Here is a 26,361-nt window from a genome sequence, read left to right on the forward strand (position 1 = left end):
CGCGCCTCACCGCGCAGGCCGCACACGGTGTCCGGAACGGAATCGGCTGCCGCCGGTGCCCGTGCGGGCACCGGCGGCAGCCGTGTCGAAGGGTCCGCGTGCTCCCTAGTAGCGGTACTGCTCCGGCTTGTACGGACCGGCGACGTCGATGTCCAGGTATTCGGCCTGTCCCTTGGTCAGCTCCGTGAGCTCGACGCCGAGTGCGTCCAGGTGCAGGCGGGCCACCTTCTCGTCGAGGACCTTCGGGAGGACGTACACCTCGTTCTCGTACTCGGGGTTGCCTTCGGCGTCGTCCTGCTCGAACTTCGTGTACAGCTCGATCTGGGCGATCGTCTGGTTGGCGAACGAGTTGCTCATGACGAACGAGGGGTGGCCCGTGGCGTTGCCGAGGTTCAGCAGGCGGCCCTCGGACAGCATGATGATCGAGTGCTGCTCCACGCCGGCGGCCTCGTCGGCCGGGATGACCCACTCGTGGACCTGGGGCTTGATCTCGATCTTCTCGACGCCGGGGATGCGCCCGAGGCCGGCGATGTCGATCTCGTTGTCGAAGTGCCCGATGTTCCCCACGATGGCCTGGTGCTTCATGCCGGCCATGTGGCGGGCCATGATGACGTCCTTGTTGCCGGTGGTGGTGATGAAGATGTCGCCCTGCGCGAGGACCGACTCGAGCTTCGCGACCTGGTAGCCGTCCATCGCGGCCTGCAGTGCGCAGATCGGATCGATCTCCGTGACGATCACGCGGGCGCCCTGGCCGCGCATGGCCTCGGCCGCACCCTTGCCGACGTCGCCGTACCCGCAGACGACGGCCACCTTGCCGCCGATCAGCACGTCGGTGGCCCGGTTGAGGCCGTCGGGCAGCGAGTGGCGGATCCCGTACTTGTTGTCGAACTTGGACTTGGTGACGGAGTCGTTGACGTTGATCGCGGGGAAGAGGAGCTTGCCCTGCGCGGCCAGCTGGTAGAGGCGGTGCACGCCCGTGGTCGTCTCCTCGGTGACGCCCTTGATGCCCGCGGCGATCGTCGTCCACTTCTGCGGCTCGGACCCGATCGTGGAGCGGACGGTGTCGAGGAACACGGTGTACTCGTGCGAGTAGTCGGCGTCGCCCTCCTGCGGGTTCGCGGGCACCGCTCCGAGCGCCTCGAACTCGGCTCCCTTGTGCACCAGCATGGTGGCGTCCCCGCCGTCGTCGAGGATCATGTTCGGGCCGAGGCCGTCGGCCTGGCCGGGCCAGGTGAGGATCTGGGTGGCGGTCCACCAGTAGTCCTCGAGGGACTCGTTCTTCCACGCGAACACGGGCACGCCGGCGGGCTCCTCGACGGTGCCGGTGCCGACGACGACGGCTGCGGCCGCCTCGTCCTGGGTGGAGAAGATGTTGCACGAGGCCCAGCGCACCTCGGCGCCGAGGGAGGTCAGCGTCTCGATGAGGACGGCCGTCTGCACCGTCATGTGCAGGGAGCCGGCGATGCGGGCTCCGGCGAGGGGCTGTGCGTCGGCGTATTCCCGACGCAGGGCCATGAGCCCGGGCATCTCGTGCTCGGCCAGGCGGATCTGGTGGCGGCCCGCCTCGGCGAGTGAGAGGTCGGCAACTTTGTAGTCGAAGGTCATGGTGTCCTGGTCCTTGGAGGTTCGGGAGGCTGTGGAGTAGGCGGTGCGGTCGGCCGTGTCAGGCGCGCGCGCCGCCCTCGGGTAGTTCGCGGCGGAGGAGCACGGGGATGCCCTCATCGAGGGAGTAGGACAGGGGAACGCCGTCGGGCCCCGGTGAGGAGGACCTGAGGACGCTGCCGTCCTGGACGAGCTTCGACCCGGTGACGGGGCAGCGGAGGACGTCGAGCAGTCGGGATGGGAGGTTCGCCACGGGGGAACCCTTTCGCTCGGAAGGAATGGGGATTCTGCTCCCAAGTCTAGCGCGGGCGCCTTCTCCGGCCTCAATCGGACGATCCGGCCGGGCAGGGCCCGACGAGGTCCCGGAGGGGCGCAGGGCGGCGCCCGTCAGGGTTCCGGCAGGATCCTCAGGTGGCCACGCCGGGGGCCACTGACGCCGATCGGGGGTTCCATGGGGGCCTTGGTGCCGCGGGGTCCGACCGGCGGGGCCTCCACCGGCTCCGCGGCAGCCTCCCGCACGGCGTCGGCCAGCGCCAGCAGGTCGTCGGAGTTGTGCTCCGGCGCGGCGTCGGGGAGCGTCAGGCGGACCACCTCCCAGCCACGGGGCACGGTGAGGCGTTCGGCGTGGACGGCACAGAGATCGTAGGTGTGGGGTTCGGCGTAGGTCGCGAGGGGGCCGAGGACCGCCGTCGAATCCGCGTAGACATAGGTCAGCGTGGCCATCGCCCGGCGGGCGCAGGCCGATCTGGAGCATTGACGGAGTGATCCCACGATCGGCAAGCCTACCGGGGATCGGCCGGGCGGGCCGCCGTGACGCGCCCCGGGGACCGCGCCGCATCACGGATCCGGCCGCGCCGGGCGTCGGCGCGGGAGTGCGTGCATGCGGGGCAGTCGAAGGCATAGAGTCGTTCCATGCAGGATGCTCCTACACTCTCGGTGAACCTGACTGATCCGGCGGCCGCGGAAGAGCGTCCGGCGCGGTCGTTCTACGAGCGCCGGCGCAATCGTCGGGGGCGCGGCATGCGCGGCGACGCACTCCCGCAGTACCTGCCGGGTGCGCGGTCGCGCTCGGAGCAGTTCGACGACTGGGTGATGGAGTCGGCGCAGCGCCTCGAACGCCTGTGGGGCGAGCGCATCCAGGACGTCCAGATCGTGGTGCAGGAGATCCCGGACGGCCTCGAGGACATGACGCCGGAGTCGCTGAGGGGACTCCTGGGATCGTGCTCCCCCGCCTCACCGAACCGACCGGCGGTCATCACCATCTACCGGCACCCCGTCCTCATGGCCGCCCGGAGCGTCCTGTCCGTCAACGAGCTCGTGCACGACGTCGTCGTCGAACAGGCCGCCGAACTCATGGGACTGGCTCCCGAGGCCGTCGATCCCGCCTACGGGCGCTCCCAGGCCTAGCAGCCCAGGCGGTCCCGCAGCGTCCGGACGCAGCCCCCGCTAGTACCCGAGGTCCACCGGGATGCTCTGCGGGCCGGTGGCACCGGCCGGGACGCCTGCCACGGAGATCCCGCTCCTACCCCCCGGCAGCGTCATGACCTGCGCGCCGTACACGGGGTCCCCGGTCGCATCAATGACCACGCCGGTCGGCGACCGGCCCAGGGACGACGACGGCACCGTCACGGACGTGCCGCCCGCGATGCCGATCATCACCGGCTCGCCCAGTGCGCCGTCGGCCAGGACCGGCGTCAGGGTGATCTCTCCCCTGCCGCTCGGCGCGCCCAGGACCAGGGAGGAGTCCACGCCCTCGGCCAGCGCCACCGCATGATCGCTGCCCAGGCGGACAACCGCCGGGGCTCCCGCGAGATCCACCGGTTCGCCGTCGTCGGTCCCGCGGATCACGCGCGCGGCCGCCACCACCGAGACGTCGGAGGTGACGGCGACCGTGTAGTTCCCCTCCGGGAGCGCGTCGAGGGGGACACTCGTGACCGAACCCGCCGGGGCCCTCACGACTCCCCCGCCGGGCAGGTCCACGTCACCGTCCGGGCCGAAGACCCGGATGTCCAGCACGGCGTCGCTCGCTCCGGGGACGAGCACCTGCAGCTCGGGTGAGGCGGTTCCGTACCCCTCCTGCTCGCGGATGCGCCGCGCCGTCGCCGCGTCCTGGACGACGACGCCGGGCACCACCTGGGTCAGTCCCGCCGGAGCGCTCGGCGAGAGGAGGTCCACCCCGCCGGGCGTCAGGCCGCGCAGGACGCTCTGCTGGATGACGCCGGTCACACGCCCGCCGTCGCTGCGCACGCGCACTGCCACCTGCTCCTGGTTGCCGGCGAGCGCGGCCAGCACGATCCGCCGGGTCTCGCCGGGCGCGACCAGCTGGTCGCGCGTCCCGGCCGCTTCGATGGGACCCTCCGGCCCGTGGAGCTCGAGCGACACGGCGGCGGGCGTGCCGGTGGGGTTGGTCAGGATCAGGACGGAGGACTGCCCGACGGTGGTCGCGGCGCCCAGGAGCCACAGATCGCTGGACGGCACCTGGCAGCCGGTGGCTGCGAGCCCGCGGAGGTCCCCGTCGGTGGCGGTGTAGGTGGCGGTCGCGGCGGCCACCGGGGTGAGCCCGCCCTGCGGCTGGGCGCGGAGGACGGTCGGCGCGTCGACGGCGATCCCGCGGGTGACGCCCGCGACGCGGTTCGTCAGGCCGTCCTCGCCGCTGCTGGCGGGGCTGTCCGCTACCAGGGTGGACCCGGGCGTGAAGTCCCGGATCAGCGACAGCGGCTCGTCCCCGCCGACGGGCAGGAGCGCGCTCCCCGTCACCGTGGCGCCCAGGTCGCTGAGCACGACCCCGGACACGGTGGTCTTCGCGCTGGCCGACGCGGGGCCGAACTCCGGGTCGGCGCCGTCTCCGATCGACTCGATCAGTCGCGGCGGTGCAGGACAGACCGCGGTGTAGTCACCGGCGGGGACGGCGGCTGCCGGGATCCCGACGTCGGTTTCTGGGGTCGCGGGCAGGGCGGACGGGATGCCTCCGGAGGCGATCGCCGCTGTGGCCGCGAGGAGGACGACGCCGGTCGCAGCACCGAGGGCGGTGCCGAGGCGGCTGGGTGCCCGCACGCCGGCCGCCCTGTCGCGCGCCACGGCGCGCGCCGCCACAGCCGTCTCCGCGGCGTGGGTGGTAGCCGGGACACCCGGGGCGTGGGTGGTATCGACCGCGTGGGCCGCCTCCGTGGTGCGCTCCCCGGATGCGCGCTCCTCCGCCGGACCCTGCGGCGCGGCGTCCTTCGTCGATCGGTCGGTCTTCCGTCCCCAGCTCACATCGAACCGCTTCCACTGGTCGCCGGCTGCGGGCGGGCGCCGTCGCCGTCCAATTCGCCGTCAAGTCCGTCCTCGAGTCCGTCGTCGATCGGGTCGGGCCCCCGGCCGGCTCCGGACCTGCCGGGCCCTGCGCCGTCGGGGCCGGGACGCTGCGTGGGCTGCCGCGACGGGCGGCCCCCGCCCGGTCGCACGGCCACGGGCCGGGACGGGATGGGGACGGCGAGGAGGAGCGTCAGTCCGAGGACGAGGGCTTGGAGCCCCTCGGACCAGGGCTGGTAGGCGCTGGTGTAGGAGAGGTCCACCGTGCCACCCGTGGCGGGCAGCACGAAGGACTGCTGCCACCCCTCGGACACGGGTGCGAGCCTCCGGCCGTCGAGGCTCGCCTGCCATCCGGGGTCGGCCTCCTCCGCCAGGACGAGTCGCCGGCCCTCGCCGCCCGCGGGGACCGTTCCGCTCGCGTCCACCTCCGAGGACGGGACGACGTCCTCCGTCCGGCCCTCGGCGTCGACGACCCGCGCCCGGGCCGTGAGGTCGACGGCGTCCTCCGTGCCGCCGTCGGGCGTGGCCGGAGTGACGCGCCAGAGGCGCCCGGCCTCCGTGTCGCCGACGGCGGTGAGGCCGGGCACGGAGTCGATCCGTCCGCTGAGGAAGTCCCCGGCGGCGTCGGCCTGCCGGAGGACGACGAAGCCGACACCGAGGTCGCGCAGGTCGCCGCGCGGATCCGCCCCGGTGGCTCCGACGATCACGGCGACGCTCGTGCGGAGGAGCCGCGCGGACTCGGTGTCCTCCTGCAGGGTCACCTGGCCGGTGCCCTGCAGGGTGCGGGCGGCGTACAGCGGGTTGAGCGCGTCGAGGGTGGTCCCGGCGCCGCGCGTCAGGGCGGCACCGACCCTGTCGTCGTCATCGACCGTGATGACGAGCGTGCGGGTCCGGTCCGGGCCCGTGCCGCGGTCCGCCGCGGTGGCGGGCAGCGGGCGCTCGGCCACCGGATCCACCCCGATCGTCGTGCCGAAGTCCGTCGTGCCGGCTCCGGCGGGGGGTACCTCGTCGGCGGGGCTGTCGGGAAGAACCACCGGCTCGGCGACGGCTGCGGGAGGGCCGGCCGGCCCGGGGGCGAGCCACAGTCCGAGGCTCAGCAGGGGGCCGATGGCGAGCGTCGCGCCTGCGGCGATTCGGAGGAGCTGCCGGCCCGCGCGGGCCGGGGCCGCAGGTGCACCGGCGTCCGGGCGGCCCGGCAGCCCCGAGAGCGCGGCGGCGAGCAGGCACAGGGTCACGGCCGAGACGAGCGGTCCGGGGAACGCCGTGACCAGGGCCGAGCCGTCCGCGGCGACGGGGACCAGCGGGGTCAGCACGCCCAGTGCCAGCGCGAGGATCGCGAGCAGCCAGAGGGGGCGCACGAGGGTGCCGCCGGCGCCGGGTCGGAAGAGCGCGACGGCGGCCAGGACGATCACGGGCCCGCCGACGGCGATCGCGGCGACGAGCGACCAGGGGCCCGGCCCGAGGAGGCCGGCCGCGGCCGGCGCGAGCATCGGGTCGAACCGCACGGGGAACCCGAGGAGCTGCTGCCAGGGCGCGGCCGGGTCGAAGGCGAGCGGCACGCCGGGATCGCCGAGGAGCCCCCGGGGGTCCGGCACGGCCGAGAGGACGTACGGCAGGTACAGCGCGACGACGGGCAGCAGCGTCCACCACAGGGGGCGCGCCCGCTTCCCGCCGACGATCAGGGCGACGACCAGCCCGGCCACGGCGAAGGCGCCGAGGGAGGGCGCCGAGGCCGAGGCCACGGCGAGGACGAGCCCGGCGGCGGCGCCAGCGGTCCAGCTGCGGGTCCCGTTGATGCCCGGTCGCAGGATCCCGTCCGGCACTGTGCGGGAGGTCACCGCGCCCCCGACCGCCCGGACGACCCCCAGCAGGGCCAGGGGAAGGAGGATGTGGGCGAGCAGCGCGCCGAGGCGGCCCTGGCCGAGGGCCACCTGGAGGGCGGGCGCCGCGCCCCAGAAGAAAGCAGCCCAGAGGCGCAGCCCGCGGGACCGCGTCAGGGCGCCGGCCGCGAACCACGCGGTCAGGCCGGCGAGGGGAAGCGCGCAGACCAGGGTGACGACGACGGCCGTGTTCGCCGAGCCGAGGCCCAGCAGGGAGAGCATCCACAGAACATAGGCGAACGGCGACCCGTGGGCGGGGAACCCGGTCCCCAGGCCCACCCACCATGCCGTCGCACTGTCCCAGGCGGCCCCCGGGGTCGCGGCGACCGGCAGCAGCGCCCCGCCGGCGACGGCCGGGGCCCCGACAAGGCGGTGGAGGCCCAGGAGCGCGGCGGCGAGCAGCACCACGACGGCGAGGACCGCCCCGGACCCGATCCAGAGTCGCGCCGGGGTGGACAGTGCGGCGAAGTCGTCGTTGCTGTCCCCCGACGGGATGTACTCCTCCGCCCGCTGCAGCGCATCCTGACCGGTGGACGCGCCGCGCGAGGTGAACGCGTCGATGACCGACCGGCGGTGGGACCACACCTCGCGGCGGGACGTGATGAGCGGGCGCACCACGGACCGCGGGCGGCGTCGGCTCCGGGCGGCGGAGCGGCGGGACCGCCAGAGGTGGAACGGCCGGCCGACACCGGCGAGGCTGCCGAGCAGCTGGCCCGTGCCATGCGCCGGGTCCTTCGCGAGGAGACCGAGGAGCAGCCGGGCCAGGCCGCCGAGGACCGCGCCGACGGCGAGGAAGGGCACGGACGGGGCGGCGGCGTGCTTGAGCCGCAGGTACACCTCGGCGGCCCGCGCGCCGTGCGCCGTGGACACCGGGTGCGGCCTGGACCGCGCGTGACGCAGCACTGCCCTCGGCACCACCACCACGCGGTGGCCTGCGAGGCGGTTCCGCCAGCACAGGTCGACGTCGTCGCCCACGCCGTGGAGGGCCGGGTCGAAGCCGCCGAGGGCGTCCCACACGTCCCGGCGCACCAGCATCCCGGCGGAATTGACGGCGAAGACGTCGCTCCGCGCGTCGTACTGCCCCTGGTCGTGCTCGTCGACATCGATCAGCGTGAGCCGCTCCGCCCACCGGCTGACGGACAGTCCGACGTCCACGAGTTCACGGCGATCGTCCCAGGCCACCTGCTTCGCGCCCGCCACGGTGACCGACGGGGCGCGCTCGACGGCGAGGAGCAGTTCGGCGAGCGCCCCGGGTTCGGGTGCGGAGTCGTCGTGGAGGAGCCACAGCCAGTCGTGGTGGCCCTCCCCGGACCCGCGGTAGGGCGGTATCTCGGCGACCGCGGTCCGCACGGCGGTTCCGAACCCCGCCCGGGCGGGAGCTCCGACCACGGGGCTGCCGGCCGGGAGCAAGAGCTGGAGGAGGGACGCCGAATCGTCGGTCGATCCGGTGTCGACACCGACACAGAGATCGGCCGCGCGGGTCTGGCGTCCGAGGGCTTCCAGGGTTGCCGGAAGATACTCGCCATCGTCGTGGGCTACGACGACGGCGGTGACGCGGAGGTGCTGCTGAATCAGACTGCTCGCTTCCGCAACCTGCGGCGCTCCCGCTCGGACAGACCACCCCAGATACCGAAGCGCTCGTCGTTCTCCAGCGCGTACTCGAGGCATTCGGACTTCACGATGCAGGAGCCGCAGACCTTCTTGGCGTCGCGGGTCGAGCCGCCCTTCTCCGGGAAGAAGGCCTCGGGGTCGGTCTGCGCGCACAGCGCGTCAGCCTGCCAGGACAGTTCGCCGTCGTCGTCGATGTTGCCCGGCGCGATCGGGGACCCGATCCAGGTGGGCCTGCCGGCGGGCGCCGACTGCGGCCGCGCGTCCTCCTGCACCTCGGGCAGGGCCGGGGAGAACTCGGGGGCGAGGCCCGGAATAACGAGGAGGCTGCTGGGGCCGTCGACGTCGGGAAGCTGCGTGAGTGTCTCGTGGGCGGTGAGGAATGCCGTCGCCTGGTCCCCGAACGGGGAACGCGTGCCTTCGCGGTAGCGCTCGCCGGCCATCGGATCGGCAGGATCGAGGAACCAGTCGGCGGGAACGCCCCGTGAGCCGTAGCGGGCCGAAGCCTGCGCCACGATATCCGGTCGTTCCTGTGTGCGTTCTGCCTGCCCCATGATCAGCCTTCCCGGTGTCGCCGTTCCAGCATCAGCTCGGGTCGACCCTCGCGCCCGGCTGCTGGAACAGATCCGTTGCCCTAATTACACGGGTGTAAGACGATTTTCGTCAAGCGGCGGGGTGAATCTTATAGAGTCGGAGCCGGACAATCACGAGCGCCACGCCGCCTGGACTACCTGTCTTCGTCGGCGCGTCGGCGCGTAGTCACTACTTGTATCGACGCGGAAAATCGACCATCGAGGCGGAAGAGGCCCATCATGCCACAGACACCAACACAGCTCCTGACAAGGATGCGGTCCGTCAGTCCCACCTCCCCGCGCCTGGTCTGGCACGGCAGGGAAGGCCGCATCGAGCTGTCCGGGCGCGTCTTCGACAACTGGGTCGCCAAGAGCTCGAACCTCCTCGTCGACGAGCTCGACGCCGCCGGCGGGACGACCGTCGCCGTCGACCTGCCGGTTCACTGGAAGACGCTCGCCCTCGTCTTCGCCTGCTGGCAGGTGGGCGCCGTCGTCGTCCTGGAGGACGACGACGTCCGGTCCGCCGCGACCGTCGGCACGTCCGCCGACGCCGACATCGTGCTGTCCTCGCAGGCCGGCGTGGAGGTGGACCCGCCGCGACTGCTGGCCTGCGTGGCCCTCGGCTCCCTGGCGCTCCGATGGGACGGGACGCTGCCCCGGGGGGCGGTCGACTTCGCGGCCGAGGTGCGGTCCCACGGCGACGTCTTCCTCGACGCAGCGGACGATCCCGGGGCGGCGTCCGCTCCCCTGGTCCGCACCCCCGGAGGAATGCTGACGGCAGCGGACCTCGTGGACACCCTGGCGCTGCCGGGTGGTCACGGGCGGGGCAGGGACTCCGCTGCCGGAGCCGCCACCACCGATACCACCAGCACCACCTATACCGATGCCGGGTCGCCGACGCTGCTCCTCGAACCCGGCGTCGGTCTGCTGCGGGCCCTGTCCGCGGCGCTCGCGGTGTGGGAACGGGACGGGGCACTCGTCCTCGTGGAGGACGGCGTCCCGGTCACCGATCGGATGCTGAGCGGCGAGAGGGTCACTGACCGGCTGGGGACTGCCTGACCTTCTCGGCCCCGGGGGCCGTCGCGGCTGGGTCCGCCGGGTCGGCCTGGCCCGCCTGCGGATGGACGAGCTCCTGGTCGTGGCTGAACTCCGGGTCCTCGTCGAGTTCGACGTTGAACACCCAGAACCGGTAGGCGACGAAGCGGACGAACGTGGCGAGCACGGTGCCGAAGACCCCGACGATGAACAGCGGACCCGGCTCGATGACGTCGAACACATACTTGGCGACCCAGACGCAGCCCGCGGCGATGCCCATGCCGATCACGTTGATGAAGACGAACATGGCCAGTTCGCGGGCCGGGTTGGGCTGGCGGCGGCGGCGGAAGGTCCAGTAGCGGTTGGCGACCCACGCGAAGATCGTCGCTATGCCCGCCGAGACGAAGCGCGCCTTGACCTCGCTGCCGCTCATGGGCCCGTGGATCAGGTACCAGTACAGGCCGTTGTCGATGACGAAGGCCACTCCGCCGACCGCCCCGAATTTTGCCACCTCGCGCCAGAAGATGGAGGCGAGGCCCCTGATCCGATCCATGAGTCCTGCCACTGTCAACCTCCGTGGTCCGATACGAACGCCGGTACCGCAGGGCATGCTCCCGGCGGACCTGCAGGACAAACCGCGACGGGGCCAGCAGAGCGAGCAACCCAGGCTGACCTTTGCATGGCGCGTTTCGAGCCATTTTACGGCCTCTTCGCGGCCACCCGTCCCCCACCGGGTTCGAAAACCCCGGTGGCGGTCCGACGACTCCCCGTGAGACACGGCCCGGACTCCTCCGTCCGACCCGCCGGATGGCCGGGTCCGGCCGCCCCGTGGTTACCCTGTAGTGGTGACTTTTCCCGTGATAGGCGTCATCGGCGGCGGCCAGCTCGCCCGCATGATGGCCGGCCCCGCCGTCGAACTCGGCCTCGAACTCCGCGTCCTTGCAGAGGGCCCCGACGTGTCCGCAGTGGCGGCCGTCGCCCACTCGCAGGTGGGCGACTACCGCGACCGCGAGACGCTGCGTGCCTTCGCCGCGGGGGTCGACGTCGTCACCTTCGACCACGAGCACGTCCCGGGTGAGCTCCTCGCGGAACTGGCGGGCGACGGCGTCACCATCCACCCCTCGCCGGCGGCGCTCCGGCACGCCCAGGACAAACTGGTGATGCGGCGGGCCGTGGACCGGCTCGGCCTGCCCAACCCGTCGTGGCAGGCGGTGACGGACCCGTCCGACGTCGTGTCCTTCGCGGCCTCGACCGGGTGGCCGGTGGTCCTCAAGACACCCCGCGGCGGATACGACGGCAAGGGGGTCCTCGTGCTGTGCGACGCCGCGGCCCTCGAGTCGGCCCGGGACTGGTTCACCGGCGGCGAGCTGCTGGTCGAGCAGTTCGTCCCGTTCAGCCGTGAATTGTCCGTCCTCGTGGCCCGGCGGCCGTCCGGGGAGGCCGTGGCGTGGCCGGTGGTCGAGTCGATCCAGGTGGACAGCGTGTGCGACGAGGTGATCGCCCCCGCCCCCGCCCTGGCGGACGATGTCGCCCGCGCCGTCACCGCTGCAGCGCTGCATCTCGCCGAACGCCTCGACGTCACCGGCGTCATGGCGGTCGAGCTCTTCGAGACCCCCGGGTCCGGACCGGGCTACCTCATCAACGAACTCGCGATGCGCCCGCACAACTCGGGCCACTGGACCATGGACGGCGCCGTGACCGGCCAGTTCGAACAGCACCTGCGTGCCGTGCTCGACCTCCCCCTGGGATCGACGGCCCCGGTGGCGGAGCACGCCGTCATGAAGAACATCCTCGGCGGGGTGAACATGGACATCTACGCGGCGTACCCGGCGGCCCTGTCCTCAGGACCGTCCGCTAAAGTGCACTTCTACGGCAAGGACGTGCGTCCCGGCCGGAAGATCGGCCACGTGAACGCGCTGGCGGCCCGCGGGGAACCGCTGGCCGACGTCCGCGCGAGGGCCACGAGGGTAGCCGCGACACTCCGCGACGGCACCGGGACACCCTCCACCATCCAGGAATGACCGAAGGGAATGCAGTGACGAACGCCCAGGTAGGCCTCGTGATGGGCTCGGACTCCGATTGGCCCGTCATGGAAGCCGCAGCGGCTGCACTGGCCGAGTTCTCCATCCCCTACGAGGCGGACGTCGTGTCCGCGCACCGCATGCCCGACGTCATGATCGAGTACGGCCGGAGCGCCCACGAGCGCGGACTCCGGGTCATCATCGCCGGCGCCGGGGGCGCCGCCCACCTTCCGGGCATGCTCGCCTCCGTGACGCCGCTGCCCGTGATCGGCGTGCCGGTCCCGCTGCGCTACCTCGACGGCATGGACTCGCTCCTGTCGATCGTGCAGATGCCGGCCGGCGTCCCCGTGGCCACCGTGTCCATCGGCGGCGCCCGCAACGCGGGACTGCTCGCCGTGAGGATGCTCGCCTCCGGCACGGACGAGCAGGCGGCCACCCTGCGCCGCCAGCTCATCGAGTTCGCCGGGGCGCTCCGGCGGACCGCCGAGGAGAAGGGCAGCGCCCTCCGCTCCCGCATCGCGGAGTCGACGGCGGCCGACGCATGATGACGGCGACGCGCACCAACGGCCACGGAGCGCGCGGCGCCGGCACCTCCACCGATCCCGTGCGGTACCCGGAGTCCGCTCCGCCCGCGGTCCGCACCAAGCGCGCCTTCGTCCTCCTCGCCCTGACGCTCGTCCTGCCGGGATCCGCGCAGACCGTCGCCGGGGACCGGCGCCTCGGGCGCAGGGCGCTGCGCACCACGTTCGCCTGCTGGGCGCTCCTGCTCCTGGGCATCATCCTCGCCGTGACGGACCGGAGCCTCGTCGTCGGCATCGTCACCCACCGCTGGTGGTCGCTGCTGCTGATCGCCGTGCTCCTCGGGATCGCCGTCGCGTGGGCACTGCTCTTCCTGAACACCCTGCGCCTCATCCGCATCCCCCTGCTCGACCGCGGCATGCGCCCCGTCGTGGCAGGCGCCCTCGCAGTACTCATGGTGCTCACCAGCGGATCCCTCGCCTATGGCGCCTACGTCCTCGGGGTGGGCCGCTCGACGGTCGGCTCGATCTTCCAGTCCGGACCGGCCTTCGACCCCGTCGACGGCCGGTACAACTTCCTCCTCATGGGCGGCGACGCCGGGGAGGACCGCACAGGCCGCAGGCCGGACAGCATCTCGGTGATCAGCGTCGACGCCGAGACGGGCGCCACCGTCACGTTCAGCATCCCGCGCAACTTCCAGAACGCCCCGTTCTCCGAGGACTCCCCCCTCTGGGAGGTCTACCCCGACGGCTACAACTGCGGCGACCCCTGCATCATCAACAGCCTGTACACGGACGTGACGCAGAACTACACGGACCTGTACCCCGAGGCCCAGGATCCGGGCGCCGAGGCGATGATGGACGCTGCGAGCGGTGTCCTCGGGATCGAGGTCCAGTCCTACGTCCTCGTCGACATGAACGGCTTCGAGCAACTGGTCGACGCCATGGGCGGGATCCGGATCGACGCCGGCGGCTGGGTCCCCATCACGGCCGCCGAGATCCCCGGCACCGATCCGATCCGCCACTACCCGCCGGACGGCTGGATCAAGCCGGGCGTCCAGACCCTCGACGGCTATCACGCCCTGTGGTATGCCCGGAGCCGCGAGTTCGTCACGGACTACGACCGCATCGCCCGCCAGCAGTGCGTCCAGCAGGCCATGATCGCCCAGCTGGACCCGGCCACCCTTTTGAGGCGGTTCCAGTCGATCGCCGCCGCCGGCACACAGATCGTCGAGACGGACATCCCGCAGGACCAGCTGGCCGGCTTCGTCGACCTCGGGCTCAAGGCCCAGGGCCAGGAGACCCGCCGCCTCACGATCGGCCCCCCGGACTTCGGCACACCGGCGGAGAACTTCGTCACCTATCCCGACATCGACCTCATCCATGCCCGGGTGCAGGAGATGCTCGCGGTCGGTGACCCCGCCGCGGGCGGAGCCCTGCCGCTCGAGCGTGCGGGACTCGTCGCACGGGTCCCGGAGCAGACCGTCGACGACGGCATCACGGAGGAGTACCTGCAGGAACTCGCGACGATCGGCGACGACCTGACGCTCGGCCAGCTGCTGTCCGACAACGGGGAATGCTCCCCCGCCTGACCCCGCAGTGGCCGCCTCCCGACGATCAACCCGACCATCCCAAGGACCTGACGATGTATCTCCTCGACAACACCCTCCGCCCCTACGCCTGGGGGTCGGACCACGCGATCGCCGACCTGCTGGGCAGGGAGCGGTCGGGCGGGCCCGAGGCGGAGCTGTGGATCGGGGCGCACCCGGACTCGCCCTCGGTGGCGCTCGGTCCGGGCGGACCGGACGAGGCGCCCGACGCCGCCGCGAGCCGTGCGGGCGGGCGCCCGCTGGACGAGCTGATCGCGGAGGACCCGGAGCACCACCTGGGCGCCGTAGTCGCGGCGGAATTCGGCCGGCTCCCCTTCCTGCTCAAGGTCCTCGCCGCGGAAACCCCGCTCTCGCTCCAGGTGCATCCGACCCTCGAGCAGGCCCGGGAGGGCTTCGCCCGCGAAGAGGCCGCCGGGGTGGACCGCGCTGCGGCGGGACGCAACTACAAGGACGACAACCACAAACCGGAGATGCTCCTCGCGCTGACGCCGTTCGAGATGCTGTGCGGCTTCCGGCCGGCGGCGCAGGCGCGGGCCGTCGTCGCGATGCTGGCGGCGCAGATCGACGCCGCCGGCCTCGCCCTCCCTCCCCTGGTCCCGCTGCTGCTCCAGGATCTGGCCCAGCCGGAGGAGCGCACCGCCCTGCGGTCGGCCTTCGAACGGCTGATCGCGGGCGGCACGGATGTCACGGAAGCGACGGCGGCGGTCGTGGCCGCCCTGGCCTCCGGCGCCCCGACGGCGCCGTACGAGGCGGAGCTCTCCACCGTCGTGACGCTCGACGCGCAGTACCCGGGCGACTCGGGGGTGCTGATCTCCCTGCTGCTCAACCGCGTCTCGCTGGCGCCCGGGGAGGCCGCCTACCTCCCGGCCGGCAACGTCCACGCGTACCTGCACGGGCTCGGCATCGAAGTCATGGCCTCCTCGGACAACGTCCTGCGCGGCGGACTCACGCCGAAGTTCGTGGACGTGCCGGAGCTGCTCCGAACCATCTCCTTCGAGGCCGTCGGCGTGCCGACACTCGGCGCCGAGACGACGCTGCTGGGACAGGAGGTGTTCCGGCCGCCCTTCCGGGAGTTCCAGCTCCAGCGCGTCCAGCTCGAACCCGATGCCGGGCCCGTCCCGCTGGCGCAGGAAGGGCCCGCAGTGATCATCGTGGTGTCGGGCTCCGTGCTGCTCGACTCGCCGAAGGGCGAGCTGCGGCTGGAACGCGGCGACAGCGCCTTCCTGCCCGCCGCGGAGGCGCCGGTCAACGCCCACGTGGTGTCCGGGGCCACGGGCCCCGCCCTGGGCTTCGCCGTCACCACCGCCCCGGGACGCTGAGACCATGGACCACTTCCTGCAGAGCCCGCAGTGGGGCGCACTCCAGCGCGACCTGGGACGCACCGTCCATGAGCACTCGGGTCCCGGCTGGCGCTTCCTGGCCATCGAGGAGAGCAATCCCGCCGGGCCACTGCTCTACGTCCCCTACGGTCCGATCGCCACCTCCCCGGCCGCCTTCGACGCCGCACTGGCCGCACTGACGGACCTGGCGCGCAGCAGCGGCGCCGTGTTCGTCCGGATCGAGCCGGTGGATGCAGGCCTCGCGGATGCCGACCCCGCCGCGTTCCTGCGCACGCGCGGCCTCCGGCCGGCCCCGGCCAACCAGCAGCCGGAGCTCACCTGGATCGTGGACCTGGACCGGGACTTCAAGGACGTCCTCGCGGACATGAAGCCGGTCAACCGCAATCTGTACCGCAACATCCACAAGAAGGGCGTGACCTTCCAGTCCAGCCAGGACCCCGCGGAGATCGCGGTCCTGCTGCGCTTCCTGCACCTGACGTCGGCGCGCAACGGCTTCAAGCCGCAGAGCGACGACTACCTGACCCAGGTGGCCCGATCCCTCATGCCCGCCGGCGCCGCGACCCTCTTCATCGCGGAGCTCGACGGCGCGCCGATCGCCGCCGCCCTCGCCTACGACTCGGCGGACACGCGGACCTATGCCCACGCAGCGCTGGACGACGCCCACCGGAAACTCAGTGCCGGGATCCCGCTGCTGGTCACCCTCATGGCCGATGCCGCGGACAGGGGACTGAAGCAGGTGGACCTCTGGGGCGTCGCCCCCGCGGACCACCCGGACCACAAGTGGGCGGGCTTCACGGCGTTCAAGAAGTCCTTCGGCGGCCGCGAGGTCGCCTACCCGGGGACCTGGGACCTGCCGGTGCGCAAGCTGCGCTACCGCGGCTACGAGCTGGCCCGGGCCGGGGCGCAGGCCGCCCGCCAGGGCCTGCGCGCCGCACGGACACTGCCTGCCCGGCTGCGCACCGCGGTCCACCGCTGACGCGGAGGCTCGTACGGCGGCGCGGCCCCTGTCCCGGCGGCTCGTACTTCGCAGGACAGCCGGCCCCGGCGGCTCGCGCGGCGCGGCCCGCTAGTCCCGGACGCGCGCGTAGGTCTCCCACTTGTGGGCCTGGTGCTCGCCGTCGACCACGCGGATGGTGCCGGACTTCGAGCGCATGACGATGGACTGCGTGAGGACCTTGTCCTTGCTGTAGCGCACGCCGCGCAGCAGGTCGCCGTCGGTGATGCCCGTGGCCGCGAAGTAGCAGTTGTCGCTCGTGACGAGGTCGTTGGTCGACAGGACGCGGTCGAGGTCGTGCCCCGCGTCGAGCGCCTTCTGCTTCTCCTCGTCGCTGGTGGGCCAGAGCCTGCCCTGGATGACGCCGCCGAGGGACTTGATGGCGCAGGCCGCCACGATCCCCTCGGGGGTCCCGCCGATGCCCATCAGGGCGTCGACGTCGGTCCCCTCGCGGGCCGCGGCGATGGCCCCGGCGACGTCGCCGTCCATGATGAACTTGGTGCGCGCGCCGGCCGCGCGGATCTCCTCGACGAGCGGCTTGTGGCGGTCGCGGTCCAGGATCATCACGTTGAGCTGGCTGACCTTCTTGTTGTTCGCCTTCGCGATGAGATGCAGGTTCTGCTTGACCGGCAGGCGCAGGTCCACCATGTCGGCGGCTTCCGGCCCGGTCACGAGCTTCTCCATGTAGAAGACGGCGGACGGGTCGAACATCGAGCCCCGCTCCGCGACCGCGAGCACGGCGAGCGCGTTGTTGATGCCCAGCGCCGTCAGGCGGGTGCCGTCGATCGGGTCGACGGCGACATCGCACTCGGGACCGCTGCCGTCGCCCACGCGTTCACCGTTGAACAGCATGGGGGCCTCGTCCTTCTCGCCCTCCCCGATCACCACGATGCCGTTGAAGTGCACCGTCTGCAGGAGGGACCGCATTGCGTCCACCGCGGCGCCGTCGGCCAGGTTCTTGTCGCCGAACCCTACCCAGTGACCGCCCGCGATGGCCGCGGCCTCCGTGACGCGGACGAGTTCGAGGGCGAGGTTCCGGTCCGGTTCCTTGTCCCCGACGGCCAGGGCCGGTGACAGGGTCGAGTACTGGGCATTCGTAGCGTTCTGGGACACGTCTATCCTCATCGTCGAAGGTCATCGGCCAGGATGCGGGCGTACCTGTCCGGTGGTGTCATCATAGGCGCGCGGACGGCGCCGCGCCCGCCCATGGCGCATCCGTGCTGCACCCCGGGCACCCGCCCGGTTAGGTGCCGCGGCCGGCATCAGCGAAAATGGAGGGGTGAGCGATCAAGGCGACGAGCGGACCACCCCCGGGACACGACCACGCTCCGGGGACGGGCGGGACGAGGCCGAGCAGCCGGCCGCGCAGGCGGTCGAACAACCGTCCCCGCGCCCGGCCGACGGCGCCCGGCTCGCGGAGGAACTGGACGCCGACGCCCCGCCCATCACGCTCACGCCGAACCAGGCCAAACGCGCCAGCTCCACGGCCCGCGGCATGCTGATCGCCACCGGCGCGACCATCGCCGTCGTCCTCCCGGTCTACTTCCTGAATCCCACCTACACCGCGGAGACCTACCGGCGCGACATCGACGTCGAGACCGTCGCGCGCCAGGCCGCGGGCGACGCCGGCTACCTCCCGGCGTCGCCGGCCCTGCCGGAGGGCTGGTCCTCCAACTACGCACGCTGGGTCACCGGACGCAGCGACGCCGTCGATTTCTGGGAGGTCGGGTTCCTCACCGCGGACACCGGCTTCATCCAGCTCACCCAGACCGACGACGCGAACCCCACGTGGACGGCCCAGCGCGTCGGCGACGCCCAGGTCTCGGGCGCGCGGACCATCGGCGGGATCGAGTGGGACCTCCTGGACGCGCCGAACGGCGACACCGTCCTGACGTCCGAGGTGGACGGCGTGACGGTCGTCCTCAACGGGGAGGCCTCCCTCACCGAGTTCGACACCGTGGGCGAGGCCGTCGTCGAGGACATCCGGCAGAACGCCGTCGAGGAGGCCGAGCGCCTGTCATCTTCGGCCGCGGACGGCTCCTGAGGGCCGGAGACAGTACAGTGGGCGGCGTGACCCAGCAACTGACCCCCGCCGCTGCCTGGCTTCGACTGCAGGAGGGCAACGCGCGGTTCGTGGCCTCCGACGTCTCGCACCCCAACCAGGACGCCCTGCGCCGCACCGCGCTCGTGAACGACCAGAACCCGTTCGCCGTCATCTTCGGCTGCTCGGACTCGCGCCTGGCCGCGGAGATCATCTTCGACCTCGGCCTCGGCGACGTCTTCGTGGTCCGCACCGCCGGGCAGGTGATCGACGACGCCGTCCTCGGCTCGCTCGAGTACAGCGTGAGCGTGCTCGGCGTCCCGCTGATCGTGATCCTCGGTCATGACAGCTGCGGTGCCGTCACCGCGACCATGAACGCGATCGAGACCGGCGACATGCCCACGGGCTTCCTCCGCGACCTCGTCGAACGAATCACCCCGTCCGTCCTGACCGCGCGGCGGGCAGGGATCAGCGACGTCAACACGACCGTCATCGAGCACACGAAGCAGACCGCCCAGCGGCTGGTCGACAGCTCCCGCGTCATCTCGGACGCCGTCGAGGACGGGGCGGTCGCCGTCATCGGCGTCTCCTACCGCCTCGACGAGGGCAAGGCCGTGCTGGTGTCAGGATTTGGCGCACTGTAGAGCCAGCAGTGAGAATTGCGGCATGACTCCAACGCCTGCAGCCAGCCCGGAATACCGCATCGAACACGACACCATGGGCGAGGTGCGTGTCCCGGTCGACGCCCTGTACCGGGCGCAGACGCAGCGGGCCGTCGAGAACTTTCCCATCTCCGGCACCACCCTCGAGCGGTCGCACATCGAGGCGCTCGCGCGCATCAAGAAGGCCGCAGCGACGGCCAACGCCGAGCTCGGCGTGCTCGACGAGGAGCGTGCGCGGGCCATCGAGGCGGCGGCCGAGGACGTGGCGTCGGGCCGGTACGACGGCGACTTCCCCGTGGACATCTACCAGACGGGCTCGGGCACGTCCTCGAACATGAACGCGAACGAGGTCATCGCGACCCTCGCGAGCCGCGCACTCGAGGCAGCCGGGAGCTCCACCTCGGTGCACCCGAACGACCACGTCAACGCGTCGCAGTCCTCGAACGACGTCTTCCCCACGTCCGTCCATGTCGCCGCGACGTCGGCGCTCGTCAAGGACCTCATCCCGGCGCTGGCGCACCTCGCCGAGGCGCTCGAGCGCAAGGCCGCCGAGTTCAGCACCGTGGTCAAATCCGGCCGCACCCACCTCATGGACGCCACCCCGGTCACGCTGGGCCAGGAATTCGGCGGCTACGCGGCCCAGGTGCGCTACGGGATCGAGCGCATCGAGGCCTCGCTGCCCCGGGTGGCCGAGGTGCCGCTGGGCGGCACCGCCGTCGGCACCGGCATCAACACCCCGGCCGGCTTCTCGGCGCGGGTCATCGAACTGCTCGCCGAGGACACCGGGCTCCCGCTCACCGAGGCACGCGACCACTTCGAGGCGCAGGCCAACCGCGACTCCCTCGTCGAGGTCTCGGGCATGCTGCGCACCATCGCTGTGTCCCTCACGAAGATCCACAACGATCTGCGCTGGCTCGGGTCCGGCCCCAACACCGGCCTCGGCGAGATCGCCCTCCCGGACCTGCAGCCCGGCTCGTCGATCATGCCCGGCAAGGTCAACCCGGTGATCGCGGAGGCCGTCATCATGGTCTGCGCGCAGGTGGTGGGCAATGACGCCACCGTGGCCTGGTCCGGTACCAACGGGGCGTTCGAGCTGAACGTCGGCATCCCCGTGATCGCCCGGAACGTCTTGGAATCCATCCGCCTGCTGAGCACCTCGACGCGCGTGTCCGCCGACCGCATGATCGACGGCATCACCGCGAACGTCGAGCGTGCGCGCTTCCTCGCCGAGGCGTCCCCCTCGATCGTCACGCCGCTCAACAAGTACATCGGCTACGAGAACGCGGCGAAGATCGCGAAGAAGGCCGTCGCCGAGGGCCTCACGGTGCGCGAGGCCGTCGTCGCCCTCGGGTTCGTGGAGCGCGGCGAGCTGACCGAGGAGCAGCTGGACTCGGCGCTCGATGTCCTCTCGATGACGCGACCCCCGCAGGCCTGACCCGCAGCGGTCCCCGGCTCCGGGAGGGGCGTACCCGCCCGGGTGCGCCCCTCCCCCGTGTCCGGGACGCATTATTTTGCACTTGAAGGTTTCGAGTGCAAATATATACTCCGTGACTGAGAGTGCAACAGACGAGGCCCCCGGGCTCCGGGAGCGCAAGCGCCGCCGGACGAGGGCCTCCGTCGTGTCGGTGGCACGGCGGCTCACCCTCGAGCACGGCCTCACCGGATTCACGGTCGAGCAGCTGTGTGACGAGGTCGGTATCTCCCGGCGCACGTTCTTCAACTACTTCCCGTCGAAGGAGGATGCCGTCCTCGGGCATCCCGACGAGGGCCTCCCGCAGGCGATCCTCGACGCCTTCATCGACTCCGGCCGGACCACACCACCCCAGCCCCTCCTCGACGCCCTCGCCGACCTCTTCGCGGCGTTCGGCAGCCGGATGGCGATCACGCGGGAGGAGTACGAGGCGATGTCCGCCGTCCTGCACCGTGAACCGCACCTCCTGGTGAGGATGGCCGCCCGGACCGAGTCGAAGTCCCAGCTCCTGACCGACCTCATCCTCGAGCGGGAGGGCCTGCCGGCGGACTCCCCGGAAGCGCGCGTCGCCACCTTCGTGCTGGGCGGCCTGGCCCGCAGGTCCTTCGACGAGTTCTTCGCGGAGGGCAACCCCCTCTCCTACGGGGAGGTCTTCCGGCGGAACATCGACGCCCTGCGCTACCTCTTCCCTTCCCCTTCACCCTCCCCTTCCCCGGAGGCCGCCGGCGGCCTCCCCGTTCCCGAGAACCAGGACACAGCATGAGTACAACGACGGCGCAGGACGGCGCGCTCCTCCTGACGCAGAGACGCATCTGGATCATCTTCTCGGCGCTCATCGCCGGGATGCTGCTCTCGAGCCTCGACCAGACCATCGTCTCCACCGCCATGCCCACCATCGTGGGCCAGCTCGGCGGCGTCGAGCACCAGGTCTGGATCACGACGGCGTACCTCCTCGCCACCACGATCGTGATGCCCATCTACGGCAAGTTCGGCGACGTCCTGGGGCGCCGCAACCTCTTCCTCTTCGCCATCGCGCTCTTCACGGTCGCCTCGATCGGGTGCGCGTTTGCCACGGACTTCTGGGCGTTCGTGATCTTCCGGGCCATCCAGGGCCTCGGCGGCGGCGGCCTGATGATCCTGTCGCAGGCGATCATCGCCGACATCGTCCCGGCCAACGAGCGCGGCAAGTACATGGGCCCCCTCGGCGGCATCTTCGGCCTCAGCGCCGTCGCCGGGCCCCTGCTCGGCGGCTACTTCGTGGACCACCTCACGTGGAACTGGGCGTTCTACATCAACATCCCCATCGGTATCGCCGCCTTCGCCATCGCCTGGTTCACGCTGCGGCTGCCGTCCAGGAAGGCCACGAAGCGCATCGACCTCCCCGGCGTCGTCCTGCTGTCCATCGCCACGACCTGCCTGATCTTCTTCACCGACTTCGGCGGCGACGCGGCAGAGGGCTGGACCTCGCCGCTCACCTGGGCATTCGGGGCCGGTATGGTCCTGGCCGTGGCGGCCTTCATCATGGTCGAGCGCCGCGCCGAGGACCCGATCATCCCGCTGCACCTCTTCCGCAACCGCACCTTCGTGACCAGTACCGGCATCGGCCTGACGCTCGGCCTCGGCATGTTCGCCGCGCTGGCGTTCATGCCGACCTTCCTGCAGATGGCCTCCGGGACGTCGGCCGCCGTGTCCGGGCTGCTCCTCGTCCCGATGATCGTGGGCCTCATGGGGACGTCGATCTGGTCCGGCATCGCGATCTCCCGCACCGGCCGGTACCGCAAGTACCCGATCGTCGGCGTCTCGATCACCCTCGCGACCCTGGTCTGGATGTCCACGCTCACGGCCGCCACCCCGATCTGGGTCATCTGCACCATGCTGTTCTTCTTCGGCGCGGGGCTGGGCCTCATCATGCAGGTGATCGTCCTCGTGGTGCAGAACGCGGTGGCCCCGACCATGGTCGGCGTCGCCACCAGCACCAACAACTACTTCCGCGAGGTCGGTGCGTCGCTCGGCGTCGCCGTCTTCGGCGCCATCTTCACGAGCCGCCTCTCGGAACGGCTCAACGGGACATTCGCCTCGTTCGGCGCCAGTCCGGAGGCCGCGGGCCAGGCAACATCCACCCTCGATCCGGCCGCGCTCAACGCCCTGCCGGACCAGGTGCGCGCCGCCGTCGTGAGCGACTACGCCGAGTCGCTGGCGCCCGTGTTCCTCTACCTCGTGCCGTTCCTGGCGATCGCCCTCGTCCTCGCGCTCCTGCTGCGGGAGATCCCGCTGTCGGCGACATCGGGCATGGTCGCGCGCGGCGAGGCGATCGGCGGCGAGGAAGCCGTCCGCCTCGAGCGCGAACGCGCTACCGGCCCGGGCGGCTCCGCGGGCCAGGCGCCGACCACGACGGCGGGCGCACCCACCGGGTCGTCGGAGCATTCCGACGCCTGAACCGTCCGACGCCCGGCCCGAGCGGCGGCCGGCCCGTGCGCGCTGCCGACCCGAGCGGCGTCCGGCCCGAGCGGCGGCCGACGCGTGCGCGCTGCCGGCCCGTGCGCGCTGCCGGGACGGTCAGGACAAGAAGCGGGCCACGCCGTCGAAGGCTGCGGCCCCCTGCACCAGGCCAGGTGCCGGGGGCTGAGGTGGGGCAGGGCCTCCAACGCGAACCAGCGGACGTCGGTCGACTCGTCGTCGTTGACGCGCGCAGTGCCGCTGACCCATCGGCACCGGAAGTCGAGGGTCAGGAACGTCGCCACGTCGCCGTTGGGGTAGGTGATCGGCCCCACGACGTTCGTCCCGAGCAGGCACTCGACTTCGACGATGACGCCGGTCTCCTCCTCGACCTCGCGGCGCAGGGCCATCGCCGGCTCCTCGCCGGGGTCCACCATGCCCGTGATGATGGCCCACGCGCCGTTGTCTGCCCGCCGACCGAGGAGCACGCGCCCGTCGTCGTCGAGGACCACGCCGCCCACCCCCGGGAGCCAGAGGGGGTCGTGGCCGATCTTGCGGCGCAGTGCGATGACGAAGTCCGGGGTGGGCATGATTTTCAGCGTAGTACAGCGAGGCCGAGGGCTGCCCCCGCGATGAGGAACGGCCCGAAGGCCACCGACGAGTGGAGCGTCGCCCGCCGTACGGCCAGGAGCATCAGGCTCCAGGTGCCGCCGAGCACGACGGCGAGGAACGGCCCCCACCAGAGTTCGTCCCGACCGGCGAAGCCCAGGTAGAGGCCCAGGAGTCCCGCGAGCTTCACGTCCCCGAGACCCAGCCCCCGGGGGTGGAGCAGGTGCAGCGCCGCGAAGGCGACCAGGAGAACCGCTCCCCCGCCCAGCATCCACGGGATCCGCTGCCAGTCCCCCGCGGTACCGGCGGCAGCCCCCAGGAGCAGGATCGCGGCGGGATAGGACGGCAGGACGATGCGGTCCGGGAGCCGGTGGGTACGCCAGTCGATGATGCTCAGCCGGACGCCGACGACGGCGAACCCCGCGAGCGCGGCGGCGAGGAGGACGAAGGCGGCGGGCTCCCTGGCCAGGTAGTCGGAGAGCAGGGCGGTCACGGCTCCAACCTACGCGACGGCCCTGATCCGGCGGTACGGCGACGGCTAGACTGTGGAAATGTCGGCCCACCACAGTTCCAGTCCCGAGGAGACGTTCCGCTCGCTCTGCCGCTCCTCGCCCTGGCGCTGGGAGACCCTGCGGTTCACCATCACCTGGCGCGCGCCGTCGGAGGCGGGCAGCGACACGGCCCCGCCGCTTCTGGCGTGGCTGCGCCGGCCCGCGGCGCTGCGCGTGGAGGCCGCGGACGGCACGCTCCTCCATTCGACCACCGGCAACGAGACCTCCCGCGACGCGATGTACGTGAGCGCCACCCGGAAGTCGTGGCTCCTCGCACCGCGCCTCGTGACCCCCGTGTACGACGACGCCGGGTTCGTGCGACGCCGGCCGGAGGCCGCCTACGGCGAGGCGGTCTTCGGCGATCCGCGCTGGTCCTCGATGCTCGACCCGGTGGAGCTCGCCGGCAACGCACCCGTCGCGATGCTCTTCCCCGGGGCCAACCGGGTCGAGGTGGAGGATCTCGCGGAGGAGGTGTTCGCCGGCCGCCCGGTGCTCGCCGCGACGCTCACCCCCAACGCCGGCTACACCGCGACCGCACCCGACCGACCCCTGATCGGCGAAGGGCGGACGCGCGTGCTCATCGACGTCGGCACGGGGGTCTGCGTCTCCACGACCGCGCTCGACGGCCCGACGCGCGGCGCCGGCCACGACCTGCAGATCCTCGGCGTGGACGAGTACCTGACCGACGACTACTTCCGGGCGGCGCCGCCGGAACTGAGCGACGTCAGCCGGCATGTGCCGTGGATCGTGAAATGACCTAGGTCTCCGTACCTTCCAGCAACTCCGTCACGAGGGCCGCGATCGGCGAGCGCTCCGACCGCGTGAGGGTGACATGCCCGAACAGCGGGTGCCCCTTGAGGATCTCGACGACGGCCGCGATGCCGTCGTGGCGTCCCACGTGCAGGTTGTCGCGCTGGGCGACGTCGTGCGTGAGGACGATCCTGGAATGCTGCCCGATGCGGCTCATGACCGTCAGGAGCACGTTCTTCTCGAGGGACTGGGCCTCGTCGACGATGACGAAGGAGTCGTGCAGGCTGCGGCCACGGATGTGGGTGAGCGGCAGCACCTCCAGCATGCCGCGGTCCAGGACCTCCTCGACGACCTCCTGCGACACGAGCGCGCCGAGGGTGTCGAAGACCGCCTGCGCCCAGGGATTCATCTTCTCGTTCTCACCGCCGGGGAGGTAGCCGAGCTCCTGGCCGCCCACGGCGTAGAGCGGCCGGAAGACCACGACCTTGCGGTGCTCCCGGCGTTCGAGCACCGCCTCGAGTCCCGCGCACAGGGCGAGGGCGGACTTGCCGGTGCCGGCCCGGCCGCCCAGCGAGACGATCCCCACCTCGGGGTCCAGCAGGAGGTCGATGGCCAGGCGCTGCTCGGCGGAACGACCGTGCAGCCCGAAGACGTCGCGATCGCCCCGCACCAGGCGCACGTGCTTGTCCGCCCCGATGCGCCCCAGCGCCGAACCGCGCGGCGAGAGCATGATGACACCGGTGTTGACCCGCTGCTCGGCGGCGGCCGGCGTGAAGACGGCCTCGTGCCGGTACAGCGCGTCCATCTCCTCGACCGTGGCGTCGAGTTCCGCGACGCCGGTCCAGCCGGAATCCCTGACGAACTCGCTGCGGTACTCCTCGGCCCGGAGTCCCATCGCGGAGGCCTTGACGCGCAGCGGCAGGTCCTTGGAGACCACCGTGACATCGCGCCCCCCGACCGCGAGGCTCTTCGCGACCGCGAGGATCCGCGAATCGCTGTCGCCGCTCCTGAACCCGACGGGCAGCACGTCCGGGGACACATGGTTCAGTTCGACGCGCAGCGTACCGCCCTCATCCCCGAGGGGGACGTCACGGTCGAGGCCGCCGTGGGCCACCCTGAGGTCGTCCAGCAGCCCGAGCGCCTTCCGGGCGAAGTATCCGAGCTCCGGATCGTGCCGCTTGCCCTCGAGTTCGGAGATCACGACGATGGGCAGGACCACCTCGTGTTCCTCGAACCGCAGGATGGCCCGGGGGTCCGACAACAGGACCGAGGTATCGACGACGTAGCTGCGACGGTGGGCCGATGCACCGGTCGGTCGTGCGGTGGTGGGTGTCGCCACGTGGACTCCGCTCCGGGGTGGACGCACC

The 26,361-nt window shown here is 71.8% G+C and carries 24 protein-coding genes and 1 pseudogene; 13 read left to right on the forward strand and 12 right to left on the reverse strand.

The window, feature by feature from the left end:
- Nucleotides 1-105: 105 nt before the first annotated feature.
- The 4 genes from ahcY to IWX63_RS16705 form a co-directional block, all read right to left on the reverse strand.
- Complete coding sequence (gene ahcY / locus IWX63_RS03540; protein WP_199276753.1) at nt 106-1,605, reverse strand: adenosylhomocysteinase; 1,500 nt, start codon at nt 1,603-1,605, stop codon at nt 106-108.
- Between the two features lie 58 nt (nt 1,606-1,663).
- Nucleotides 1,664-1,855, reverse strand: a complete 192-nt coding sequence (locus IWX63_RS03545) for a hypothetical protein (RefSeq protein ID WP_199276754.1) — start codon at nt 1,853-1,855, stop codon at nt 1,664-1,666.
- A gap of 134 nt (nt 1,856-1,989) precedes the next feature.
- Nucleotides 1,990-2,373 carry a DUF3499 domain-containing protein gene (locus IWX63_RS03550; protein WP_199276755.1) on the reverse strand — a complete coding sequence of 128 codons (384 nt, stop codon included), beginning with the start codon at nt 2,371-2,373 and terminating at the stop codon, nt 1,990-1,992.
- Between the two features lie 11 nt (nt 2,374-2,384).
- Nucleotides 2,385-2,516 (reverse strand): hypothetical protein, encoded by a 132-nt coding sequence (locus tag IWX63_RS16705; RefSeq protein ID WP_334685598.1) that lies wholly within the window; start codon nt 2,514-2,516, stop codon nt 2,385-2,387.
- Here IWX63_RS16705 and IWX63_RS03555 point away from each other — a divergent pair.
- The gene (locus IWX63_RS03555) at nt 2,515-3,009 is read left to right on the forward strand and encodes a metallopeptidase family protein (protein ID WP_199276756.1); all 495 of its coding nucleotides are present in this window, start codon (nt 2,515-2,517) and stop codon (nt 3,007-3,009) included. The two genes, IWX63_RS16705 and IWX63_RS03555, sit on opposite strands and share 2 nt — an antisense overlap.
- A 39-nt stretch (nt 3,010-3,048) precedes the next feature.
- On the opposite strand, the gene IWX63_RS03560 is transcribed toward IWX63_RS03555, so the two are convergent.
- The 3 genes from IWX63_RS03560 to IWX63_RS03570 are packed head-to-tail and all read right to left on the reverse strand — an operon-like array spanning nt 3,049 to nt 8,938.
- On the reverse strand, nt 3,049-4,857 hold the full coding sequence (locus IWX63_RS03560) for a DUF5719 family protein (RefSeq protein WP_199276757.1): 1,809 nt from the start codon (nt 4,855-4,857) through the stop codon (nt 3,049-3,051).
- Nucleotides 4,854-8,444, reverse strand: coding sequence for a glycosyltransferase (locus IWX63_RS03565; RefSeq protein ID WP_199276758.1), 3,591 nt, complete (start codon nt 8,442-8,444; stop codon nt 4,854-4,856). The genes IWX63_RS03560 and IWX63_RS03565 overlap by 4 nt, the downstream gene beginning before the upstream one ends.
- The gene (locus tag IWX63_RS03570; RefSeq protein WP_199276759.1) at nt 8,348-8,938 is read right to left on the reverse strand and encodes a WhiB family transcriptional regulator; all 591 of its coding nucleotides are present in this window, start codon (nt 8,936-8,938) and stop codon (nt 8,348-8,350) included. Before IWX63_RS03570 ends, IWX63_RS03565 begins: the two co-directional genes overlap by 97 nt.
- A gap of 258 nt (nt 8,939-9,196) precedes the next feature.
- Between IWX63_RS03570 and IWX63_RS03575 the strand changes: the two genes are divergently transcribed.
- Nucleotides 9,197-10,015 (forward strand): TIGR03089 family protein, encoded by an 819-nt coding sequence (locus tag IWX63_RS03575; RefSeq protein ID WP_199276760.1) that lies wholly within the window; start codon nt 9,197-9,199, stop codon nt 10,013-10,015.
- Here the strand turns inward: IWX63_RS03575 and IWX63_RS03580 are convergent.
- The gene (locus tag IWX63_RS03580; protein ID WP_199276761.1) at nt 9,990-10,544 is read right to left on the reverse strand and encodes a GtrA family protein; all 555 of its coding nucleotides are present in this window, start codon (nt 10,542-10,544) and stop codon (nt 9,990-9,992) included. The genes IWX63_RS03575 and IWX63_RS03580 overlap by 26 nt on opposite strands.
- A 292-nt stretch (nt 10,545-10,836) precedes the next feature.
- Here IWX63_RS03580 and IWX63_RS03585 point away from each other — a divergent pair, with 292 nt between their 5' ends.
- The 5 genes from IWX63_RS03585 to IWX63_RS03605 are packed head-to-tail and all read left to right on the forward strand — an operon-like array spanning nt 10,837 to nt 16,456.
- Nucleotides 10,837-12,012 (forward strand): 5-(carboxyamino)imidazole ribonucleotide synthase, encoded by a 1,176-nt coding sequence (locus IWX63_RS03585; protein WP_199276762.1) that lies wholly within the window; start codon nt 10,837-10,839, stop codon nt 12,010-12,012.
- Nucleotides 12,009-12,557, forward strand: coding sequence for a 5-(carboxyamino)imidazole ribonucleotide mutase (gene purE / locus IWX63_RS03590; protein WP_199276763.1), 549 nt, complete (start codon nt 12,009-12,011; stop codon nt 12,555-12,557). Before IWX63_RS03585 ends, purE begins: the two co-directional genes overlap by 4 nt.
- Nucleotides 12,557-14,122 carry an LCP family glycopolymer transferase gene (locus IWX63_RS03595; RefSeq protein ID WP_199276939.1) on the forward strand — a complete coding sequence of 522 codons (1,566 nt, stop codon included), beginning with the start codon at nt 12,557-12,559 and terminating at the stop codon, nt 14,120-14,122. The genes purE and IWX63_RS03595 overlap by 1 nt, the downstream gene beginning before the upstream one ends.
- Nucleotides 14,123-14,175: 53 nt before the next feature.
- On the forward strand, nt 14,176-15,459 hold the full coding sequence (gene manA / locus IWX63_RS03600; protein WP_199276764.1) for a mannose-6-phosphate isomerase, class I: 1,284 nt from the start codon (nt 14,176-14,178) through the stop codon (nt 15,457-15,459).
- 4 nt (nt 15,460-15,463) lie between these two features.
- Nucleotides 15,464-16,456 (forward strand): lipid II:glycine glycyltransferase FemX, encoded by a 993-nt coding sequence (locus IWX63_RS03605; protein ID WP_199276765.1) that lies wholly within the window; start codon nt 15,464-15,466, stop codon nt 16,454-16,456.
- A 90-nt stretch (nt 16,457-16,546) separates the two neighbouring features.
- On the opposite strand, the gene glpX is transcribed toward IWX63_RS03605, so the two are convergent.
- Nucleotides 16,547-17,599, reverse strand: coding sequence for a class II fructose-bisphosphatase (glpX, locus tag IWX63_RS03610; protein WP_052274139.1), 1,053 nt, complete (start codon nt 17,597-17,599; stop codon nt 16,547-16,549).
- 154 nt (nt 17,600-17,753) lie between these two features.
- Between glpX and IWX63_RS03615 the strand changes: the two genes are divergently transcribed.
- The 5 genes from IWX63_RS03615 to IWX63_RS03635 all read left to right on the forward strand — a co-directional run bounded on the left by IWX63_RS03615 (nt 17,754) and on the right by IWX63_RS03635 (nt 23,084).
- A complete protein-coding gene (locus IWX63_RS03615; RefSeq protein WP_334685599.1) occupies nt 17,754-18,518 on the forward strand; it encodes a DUF4245 domain-containing protein in 765 nt (254 codons plus the stop codon).
- A gap of 26 nt (nt 18,519-18,544) precedes the next feature.
- On the forward strand, nt 18,545-19,159 hold the full coding sequence (locus IWX63_RS03620; RefSeq protein WP_199276766.1) for a carbonic anhydrase: 615 nt from the start codon (nt 18,545-18,547) through the stop codon (nt 19,157-19,159).
- 22 nt (nt 19,160-19,181) lie between these two features.
- A complete protein-coding gene (locus tag IWX63_RS03625) occupies nt 19,182-20,612 on the forward strand; it encodes a class II fumarate hydratase (protein WP_199276767.1) in 1,431 nt (476 codons plus the stop codon).
- Nucleotides 20,613-20,724: 112 nt separating this feature from the next.
- Nucleotides 20,725-21,411 (forward strand): TetR/AcrR family transcriptional regulator, encoded by a 687-nt coding sequence (locus IWX63_RS03630; protein ID WP_199276768.1) that lies wholly within the window; start codon nt 20,725-20,727, stop codon nt 21,409-21,411.
- Nucleotides 21,408-23,084 carry an MDR family MFS transporter gene (locus IWX63_RS03635; RefSeq protein WP_199276769.1) on the forward strand — a complete coding sequence of 559 codons (1,677 nt, stop codon included), beginning with the start codon at nt 21,408-21,410 and terminating at the stop codon, nt 23,082-23,084. Before IWX63_RS03630 ends, IWX63_RS03635 begins: the two co-directional genes overlap by 4 nt.
- A 173-nt stretch (nt 23,085-23,257) precedes the next feature.
- Here IWX63_RS03635 and IWX63_RS03640 read toward each other — a convergent pair.
- A pseudogene (locus IWX63_RS03640) lies at nt 23,258-23,674 on the reverse strand (NUDIX hydrolase); the annotation flags it as partial.
- A gap of 5 nt (nt 23,675-23,679) precedes the next feature.
- The gene (locus tag IWX63_RS03645; protein WP_199276770.1) at nt 23,680-24,186 is read right to left on the reverse strand and encodes a prepilin peptidase; all 507 of its coding nucleotides are present in this window, start codon (nt 24,184-24,186) and stop codon (nt 23,680-23,682) included.
- 58 nt (nt 24,187-24,244) lie between these two features.
- Here IWX63_RS03645 and IWX63_RS03650 point away from each other — a divergent pair, with 58 nt between their 5' ends.
- Nucleotides 24,245-25,000: a hypothetical protein gene (locus IWX63_RS03650; RefSeq protein WP_199276771.1), complete on the forward strand. Its 756-nt coding sequence runs from the start codon at nt 24,245-24,247 to the stop codon at nt 24,998-25,000.
- Between the two features lies 1 nt (nt 25,001).
- Here IWX63_RS03650 and IWX63_RS03655 read toward each other — a convergent pair whose 3' ends face one another.
- On the reverse strand, nt 25,002-26,333 hold the full coding sequence (locus IWX63_RS03655; RefSeq protein ID WP_334685600.1) for a PhoH family protein: 1,332 nt from the start codon (nt 26,331-26,333) through the stop codon (nt 25,002-25,004).
- Nucleotides 26,334-26,361 lie beyond the last annotated feature (28 nt).

Origin of the sequence: Arthrobacter sp. CAN_A2 (assembly GCF_015752045.1) — a bacterium.
Taxonomy (GTDB): domain Bacteria; phylum Actinomycetota; class Actinomycetes; order Actinomycetales; family Micrococcaceae; genus Arthrobacter_D.

Excerpts from the sequence above, each read along its gene's own strand:
- IWX63_RS03595 (WP_199276939.1), top strand. The coding sequence starts at position 12,557 with ATGACGGCGACGCGCACCAACGGCCACGGAGCGCGCGGCGCCGGCACC.
- IWX63_RS03650 (WP_199276771.1), top strand. The coding sequence starts at position 24,245 with ATGTCGGCCCACCACAGTTCCAGTCCCGAGGAGACGTTCCGCTCGCTC.
- IWX63_RS03570 (WP_199276759.1), bottom strand. The coding sequence starts at position 8,938 with ATGGGGCAGGCAGAACGCACACAGGAACGACCGGATATCGTGGCGCAG.
- IWX63_RS03580 (WP_199276761.1), bottom strand. The coding sequence starts at position 10,544 with ATGGATCGGATCAGGGGCCTCGCCTCCATCTTCTGGCGCGAGGTGGCA.
- purE (WP_199276763.1), top strand. The coding sequence starts at position 12,009 with ATGACCGAAGGGAATGCAGTGACGAACGCCCAGGTAGGCCTCGTGATG.
- IWX63_RS16705 (WP_334685598.1), bottom strand. The coding sequence starts at position 2,516 with ATGGAACGACTCTATGCCTTCGACTGCCCCGCATGCACGCACTCCCGC.
- manA (WP_199276764.1), top strand. The coding sequence starts at position 14,176 with ATGTATCTCCTCGACAACACCCTCCGCCCCTACGCCTGGGGGTCGGAC.
- IWX63_RS03625 (WP_199276767.1), top strand. The coding sequence starts at position 19,182 with ATGACTCCAACGCCTGCAGCCAGCCCGGAATACCGCATCGAACACGAC.
- IWX63_RS03605 (WP_199276765.1), top strand. The coding sequence starts at position 15,464 with ATGGACCACTTCCTGCAGAGCCCGCAGTGGGGCGCACTCCAGCGCGAC.
- glpX (WP_052274139.1), bottom strand. The coding sequence starts at position 17,599 with ATGAGGATAGACGTGTCCCAGAACGCTACGAATGCCCAGTACTCGACC.
- IWX63_RS03575 (WP_199276760.1), top strand. The coding sequence starts at position 9,197 with ATGCCACAGACACCAACACAGCTCCTGACAAGGATGCGGTCCGTCAGT.
- IWX63_RS03635 (WP_199276769.1), top strand. The coding sequence starts at position 21,408 with ATGAGTACAACGACGGCGCAGGACGGCGCGCTCCTCCTGACGCAGAGA.
- IWX63_RS03555 (WP_199276756.1), top strand. The coding sequence starts at position 2,515 with ATGCAGGATGCTCCTACACTCTCGGTGAACCTGACTGATCCGGCGGCC.
- ahcY (WP_199276753.1), bottom strand. The coding sequence starts at position 1,605 with ATGACCTTCGACTACAAAGTTGCCGACCTCTCACTCGCCGAGGCGGGC.
- IWX63_RS03565 (WP_199276758.1), bottom strand. The coding sequence starts at position 8,444 with ATGCCTCGAGTACGCGCTGGAGAACGACGAGCGCTTCGGTATCTGGGG.